The sequence below is a fragment of the Streptomyces sp. rh34 genome (assembly GCF_002551245.1).
GTDB lineage: Bacteria > Actinomycetota > Actinomycetes > Streptomycetales > Streptomycetaceae > Streptomyces.
In genome coordinates this window covers 1-6639 of the sequence record NZ_NTGZ01000346.1, presented here as the reverse complement: position 1 = coordinate 6639, position 6639 = coordinate 1, and the positions used below count along the sequence as shown (strand labels likewise).

General features: G+C 71.0%; 5 protein-coding genes. 1 reads left to right on the top strand and 4 read right to left on the bottom strand.

The annotated features are described in order from the left end of the window. A partial coding sequence (locus CR470_RS34745) for a hypothetical protein (RefSeq protein WP_143663939.1) occupies positions 1 to 297 on the top strand: 297 nt, incomplete at its 5' end. 54 nt (positions 298 to 351) lie between these two features. Here CR470_RS34745 and CR470_RS34740 read toward each other — a convergent pair. From CR470_RS34740 to CR470_RS34725, 4 genes are all read right to left on the bottom strand, one after another. Continuing rightward, positions 352 to 1326: an acyl-ACP desaturase gene (locus tag CR470_RS34740; RefSeq protein WP_097871423.1), complete on the bottom strand. Its 975-nt coding sequence runs from the start codon at positions 1324 to 1326 to the stop codon at positions 352 to 354. A 188-nt stretch (positions 1327 to 1514) separates the two neighbouring features. Continuing rightward, positions 1515 to 3914 carry an ATP-binding cassette domain-containing protein gene (locus tag CR470_RS34735; protein ID WP_097871420.1) on the bottom strand — a complete coding sequence of 800 codons (2400 nt, stop codon included), beginning with the start codon at positions 3912 to 3914 and terminating at the stop codon, positions 1515 to 1517. A 93-nt stretch (positions 3915 to 4007) separates the two neighbouring features. After that, positions 4008 to 5639 carry an ABC-F family ATP-binding cassette domain-containing protein gene (locus CR470_RS34730; protein ID WP_097871418.1) on the bottom strand — a complete coding sequence of 544 codons (1632 nt, stop codon included), beginning with the start codon at positions 5637 to 5639 and terminating at the stop codon, positions 4008 to 4010. A 208-nt stretch (positions 5640 to 5847) separates the two neighbouring features. After that, complete coding sequence (locus CR470_RS34725; RefSeq protein ID WP_050362272.1) at positions 5848 to 6264, bottom strand: SsgA family sporulation/cell division regulator; 417 nt, start codon at positions 6262 to 6264, stop codon at positions 5848 to 5850. Between the last annotated feature and the right edge of the window lie 375 nt (positions 6265 to 6639).

Sequence of the window (6639 nt, the reverse complement as noted above, 5' to 3'; positions counted from 1 at the left end):
GCCCTGCACACCGGCCGCCCCGCGCTCGCCGCCCGGACCGCGCGAACGGTCGGCAGGCGGGTCGCCGGACACCGGGGGGCGGAGGCCGGCGACCCGGACGCCCTGCTGCTCGTCGTCGCACGGCTGGCGGGGACGGGGGACCCGGCCGAGGGCCTCCTCGCCGCCGAACTGGCCGTGGCGTGCGGCCTGCGCACCGGATGGACCGGGCCGTGGCGCACCCAGCTGCGGATGCTCCGCCAGCACTCCTCGGACGACGTACGCGACGTGGCGTACGCCGAGGCCACCGCCGAGGAGTGACGTCCCGGACCCGACGGGCCCGGGGCACCTGATGGATCAGGGTGCCGGTGGGGATCAGGCGCGGCCGCGCGCCACCATCCGGGCCTTGCGGGCGGCGAGCTTCTCGTCGAACTTCGACGCCTCGCTGTCCAGTCCGCTCATGTACAGACCGAGCTCCTCCTGGGCCTTCGCACCCTCCGGGCCGAGCCCGTCGATCTCCATGACCTTCAGGAAGCGCAGCACGGGCTGGATCACGTCGTCGTGGTGGATGCGCATGTTGTAGATCTCGCCGATCGCCATCTGCGCGGCGGCCCGCTCGAAGCCGGGCATGCCGTGTCCGGGCATCCGGAAGTCGACGACGACGTCGCGCACGGCCTGCATGGTCAGGTCGGGGGCCAGCTCGAAGGCCGCGCCCAGGAGGTTGCGGTAGAAGACCATGTGGAGGTTCTCGTCGGTCGCGATCCGGGCCAGCATCCGGTCACAGACCGGGTCGCCGGACTGGTGGCCGGTGTTGCGGTGCGAGACGCGGGTGGCCAGCTCCTGGAAGGCGACGTACGCGACGGAGTGCAGCATCGAGTGCCGGTTGTCCGACTCGAAGCCCTCCGCCATGTGCGCCATGCGGAACTGCTCCAGCTTGTCCGGGTCCACGGCGCGCGAGGTGAGCAGATAGTCGCGCATCACGATGCCGTGGCGGCCCTCCTCGGCGGTCCAGCGGTGCACCCAGGTGCCCCACGCGCCGTCGCGGCCGAACAGGGAGGCGATCTCGTGGTGGTAGCTGGGGAGGTTGTCCTCGGTGAGGAGGTTCACCACGAGGGCGATCTTGCCGATGTCGGTGACCTTGGACTGGTCGGCCGCCCACGCCTCGCCGTCCTCGAAGACGCCGGGGAAGTTCCGGCCGTCGGAGAAGGGGACGTACTCGTGGGGCATCCAGTCCTTGGCGACCTTGAGATGGCGGTTGAGTTCCTTCTCCACCACCTCTTCCAGCGCGTACAGCAGCTGGGCGTCGGTCCACGCCTTCGAACTGCCGAGGTGGGGAGAGGTGATCGTCACGGGGAGCTCCTGGGGACGGGAGAATTACCTACGGCTTCGTAGGTTACGTGACCGTAGGTTAAGGCGACCGTAAGGCCAAAGCCAAGCCCGTCCCCGGAAGTGAGTGGATACGCGGAGTCATACGCCCAGGTGGGAAGGTGCCCGAGGGTCCTCCCGGCACCCGCCCGAGGCCCTTTCGAGGCCCCTTCTCACCGTTCCGGAATGGGTTGCTCCACCTCTGCATTCCGAGCTTGTTCCGCCCCTGGGTTCCCAGGCTGTTCCATCCCGGGAGCCGGGAGTGGTTCCACCCCCGGATCCCGGCGCAGATAGTGGCCGGTGACGGACGTCGGATGCGCGAGCAGATCCGCGGGCGTCCCCTCGAACACCAGCTCCCCGCCGCCCTTGCCGCCGTCCGGACCGAGGTCGATCACCCAGTCCGCCCGCTTGAGAACATCCAGGTTGTGCTCCACGCAGATCACCGTGTTTCCCGCGTCGACCAGCCGGTCCAGCAGATCCACCAGCCTGCCCGTGTCCGCCAGGTGCAGTCCGGTCGTCGGCTCGTCCAGCACGTACACGCTGGAGGTGCGGTGCAGCTGGGTGGCGAGCTTGATCCGCTGACGCTCGCCGCCCGACAGCGAGGAGAGCGGCTGCCCCAGGGTGAGGTAGGTGAGGCCGACCGCGTCGAGGGTGCGCAGCTTCCGCGACAGCACCGGATCCTCGAACAGCGCGGCCGCCCGCGCCGCCGTCATGTCCAGGACGTCCACGATCGACCGGCCGCCGACCCGGTGCTTCAGCACGTCGTCATGGAAGCGGCGGCCCTCGCACTCCGGGCAGGTCGTGGTGACCGGATCCATGAACGCCAGATCGGTCGAGATCTCTCCGCGACCCGAGCAGCCCGCGCAGGCCCCGGCGGAGTTGAAGCTGAACAGCCCCGCGTCCACGCCGTTCTCCCGGGCGAACACCTTGCGGATGGCGTCCAGCGCGCCGATGTACGACGCCGGGGTGGAGCGCGACGAGGCCGTGATCGCGCTCTGGTCGATCACCACCGCCTCCGGGTACGCCGCCGTGAACACCCGCGAGACCAGGGTCGACTTCCCGGATCCCGCCACCCCGGTCACCGCGGTCAGCACCCCGGCGGGGAACGACACGTCGAGGCCCTTGAGGTTGTGCAGGTCGGCCCCGTACACCGGGAGCCGGCCGGTGGGGGAGCGGACGGTCCCCTTCAGGGGGATGCGGCGGCGCAACGACCGGCCGGTGAGCGTGTCGGCCTCGCGCAGGCGCTCGAAGGTCCCCTCGAAGACGATGTGTCCGCCGTCGGAACCGGCCCGCGGCCCCATGTCGACGACATGGTCGGCGACGGCCATCACGTCCGGGTCGTGCTCGACGACCAGCACCGTGTTGCCCTTGTCGCGCAGCCGCACCAGCAGGTCGCCCAGCCGCCCGACGTCGCGCGGATGCAGGCCGACGCTGGGCTCGTCGAAGACGAACGTCAGCCCGGTGAGCGAACTGCCCAGATGCCGCACCATCTTGAGCCGCTGGCCCTCGCCCCCCGAAAGGGTCGTGGTCTCCCGGTCCAGGCTCAGATACCCGAGCCCGATGCCGACCAGCCGCTCCAGCCGTTCCCGGGCCGCGGCGGCGATGGGCCCGCCCACCGGATCGACGATCCGCTCCAGTACGCCGACGAGTTCGGAGACCTCCATCCGCCCGTAGTCGGCGGGCGACAGCCCGTCGATCCGGGTGGCGAGCGCCGCCGCGTTCAGCCGTGCCCCGCCGCAGGCCCCGCACACCCGCTCCACGGTGAACCGGGCGGCCGCCTCGCGGCGCTTCTCGGACAGCGAGGCGGTGTCGCGCTTGAGGTACAGGCGCTCGAAGCGCGTCACGACCCCCTCGAACCGCATGTCGGCCGAGGCGGTCCGCATGTCGATGCGGACGGTGAACCCCGATCCGTGCAGCAGGAGCCGGCGCTCCTCCTCGCCGAACTCGGACAGGGGCAGATCGTTGTCGAAGCGACCCGAACCCCCGTACAGGTTCCACTCCCAGCTGCCCACCGTCAGCCCGGGCAGCAGCAGTGCCCCCTCGTTCAGCGACTTCGACCAGTCGATCGCCCGGTCGAGATCCAGCTGGACCGTGCGCCCCACCCCGTCGCACTCCGGGCACATCCCGCTGGGGTCGTTGAACGAGTACGCCGTCGCCCCGCCCGCGCTCGGGGCCCCGCACCGGGAGAACAGCACCCGGATCATCGACCAGATGTCGGTCGCCGTGCCCACCGTGGAGCGGACATTGCCGCCCAGCGGCTTCTGGTCGATCACGATGGCCACCGACAGGTCCTCGACGGACTCGACGTGCGGCCGCTCGTACTTCGGCAGCCGGTTGCGGAGGAACGAGGTGAAGGTCTCGTTCAGCTGCCGCTGCGACTCCACGGCGATCGTGTCGAAGACGACCGACGACTTGCCCGAACCGGACACACCGGTGAACACGGTGATGCGGCCCTTGGGGATCCGGAGGGAGACGTCGCGCAGATTGTTCTCGCGCGCGCCGGTGATGACGATGTCGCGGTGCGCGGAGCCGGGGGCGTACGGCTCCGCACAGCGCTCGGGGAAGGGACTCATGAGCGCGACGCTAGGCGGGATACCCGACAGCTTCTGTCTCCATTTCCGCGCGGTCGCCTCCCGCGCCTCCCGTGCCACCCCGCCCGCACGGTCTCAGCGGCCCTCGCGCACCGCCTCCGCCGTCGTGTCCCGCAACTCCCCGTCGAGCCGGAGCCAGCGGGTGATGCTGATCGACTCCAGGAACGGCACGTCATGGCTCGCCACGATCAACGCCCCCTCGTACGCCTCCAGCGCCTCGGTCAGCCGCCGTACGCTCGCCAGATCGAGGCTGTTCGTCGGCTCGTCGAGCAGCAGCAGCCGGGGCGGAGGGTCGGCCAGCAGCAGCGTCGCCAGTGTCGCCCGGAACCTCTCCCCGCCCGACAGGGTCCCCGCCGGGCGGTCCGCCGCCGCCCCCTTGAACAGGAAGTGGGCCAGCCGGGCCCGGACGGCGTTGTCCGAGCGGTCGGGGGCCGACCGCGCCACGTTCGCCGCCACCGACGACGCGTCGTCGAGCACGTCCAGCCGCTGCGGCAGGAACCCCGTCGCGACCAGGGCGCACGCCTCGCCCGAAAGGGGCGCCAGCTCACCGGCGATCAATCGGAGCAGCGCCGTCTTGCCCGCCCCGTTGCGACCGGTCAGCGCGATCCGTTCGGGGCCCCGCACCATCAACTCGCCCCGCAGGGGCGGACCGTAGGGCGGCACCGGATCGCGCAGCAGCAGTACCTCGCTTCCCGGATGGACCCGGGTCCCCGGCAGCTCGACCCGGATCTCCTCGTCCTCCCGCACCGCCAGCTCCGCCTCGTCGAGACGCTCCCTGGCCGCGGCCAGCCGCTCGGTGTGCAGGATGCGGTGCTTGCCGGCCGACTCCTGCGCGGAGCGCTTGCGTTGCCCCATGACGACCTTGGGCTCACGCTTGGTGTCCCACATCTTCTGCCCGTAGCGCTTGCGCCGGGCCAACTTCACGTGAGCGTCGGACAGTTCGCGCTTCTGTCGCTGTACGTCCGACTCGGCGACGCGCACCATGCGCTGCGCCGCCTCCTGCTCGACGGCGAGCGCCTCCTCGTACGCCGACAGGTTTCCGCCGTACCAGGTGACCGAACCCTCGCGCAGGTCCGCGATCCGGTCGACCCGTTCCAGCAGCTCCCGGTCGTGGCTGACGACGAGCAGCGCGCCGGTCCAGGCGTCGACCGCGTCGTACAGCCGTCGACGGGCGTACGCGTCCAGGTTGTTCGTCGGTTCGTCCAGCAGCAGCACCCCGGGCCGCTCCAGCAGCAGCGCGGCCAGCCGCAGCAGGACGCACTCACCGCCGGACATCTCCCCGATGGCGCGGTCGAGACCGATGTGCCCGAGGCCGAGCTTGTCCAGGGTGGCGAGGGACCGTTCCTCGATGTCCCAGTCGTCGCCGATCACCGCGAAGTGCTCGGGCCGGACGTCGCCCGACTCGACCGCGTCGAGCGCCGCGCGCCGGTCCGCGACGCCGAGCACCTCGTCGACCCGCAGCGCGGTGTCCAGCACCAGCGCCTGGGGAAGGTAGCCGAGCTCGCCGCGGGTCCTGACCACCCCGGACCGCGGCACGAGTTCACCGGCGAGCAGGCGCAACAGGGTGGACTTGCCGCAGCCGTTGAGGCCGATGAGACCGGTGCGGCCGGGCCCCACGGCCAGATCGAGGCCGGTGAAGACCTCGCTGCCGTCGGGCCAGGAGAAGGTGAGGGAGGTACAGCTGAGGTGGGTGTCGGTGGTAGACATACGGATCTCCCGTGGTGCGTCGGGAACGACAAGGACGGCTGGAAGAAGCTGAGATCGCACACGGGCGCTCCGGCCGCGGCAGGGCGCGGCGGGCGCTGCACGGTGTGCACAGGACCTCAGATCAGCAACGTCCCACTCCGATCGACGACAACAGGAACCCTCACGAAGGTAGGGCCGGGGCGCGGGCCCGGCAACCGGATTTACGGGGTCAGCGGGGACCGCCCAGCAGATCGGTCAGACTCCGGTCCAGGTCCAGATACCGGTGCTCGTCGCCCACCGGAACCAGCTCCTGCGCCCGCTGGAGGAAGCGCCGCAGCTCCTCGGTGCGCACATGGACCATGGCGATGCCCTCAGGGGCGTGGAACTCCAGCACGGTCCGCTCGTACCCGAACGGCCGTACGCGTACGTCTCCCTGCCCGGCGGGGGAGTCCACCCCCGTGGCCAGCAGCTCGCGGGAGAACTCCCAGGACACCTCGGTGCCTTCCAGGGTCGCCGGGGCCGGGAACGCCATGCGTACGGCGAAGGGGTACTGGCGGTCGTACTGAAGAGTGGCCGGCAGGGTCTCCATCCGTGGTGCGGACGCGACCATGCGGGCCTGCACGGACTGCTCGATAACGCTGGACAAGACCTGCTCCCTCTCGCGCGGCCGGGTGAACGGTTCCCGGCATTGGAGTAGACGACGGAACTCCTCGTTTCGTGCACCGGCGCGCGGCGTGAGCTGCGTCACCGGTTTCCGACAGCCCCTTAGGGACCTCCGGACCCCGCTCTCCTGCCCGGTCGGCGGCGAGGCACCCTGGACGGGCCGGAACCCGTCGGCTAGCTTCCAGCGCCATGAAGGCCATGGGGAACACGAGACGGCTGATGGCACTGGTGACCGGCGGCGCGGCACTGGCCGCCGCACTCATCGCTCCGGGCGCACACGCGGCGCCGGCGGACGGCCCGGCCGGGACGCCGGGCGGGGGAGCCGCGTCCCGGGAGGCGCTGTCTCTTATACACATCT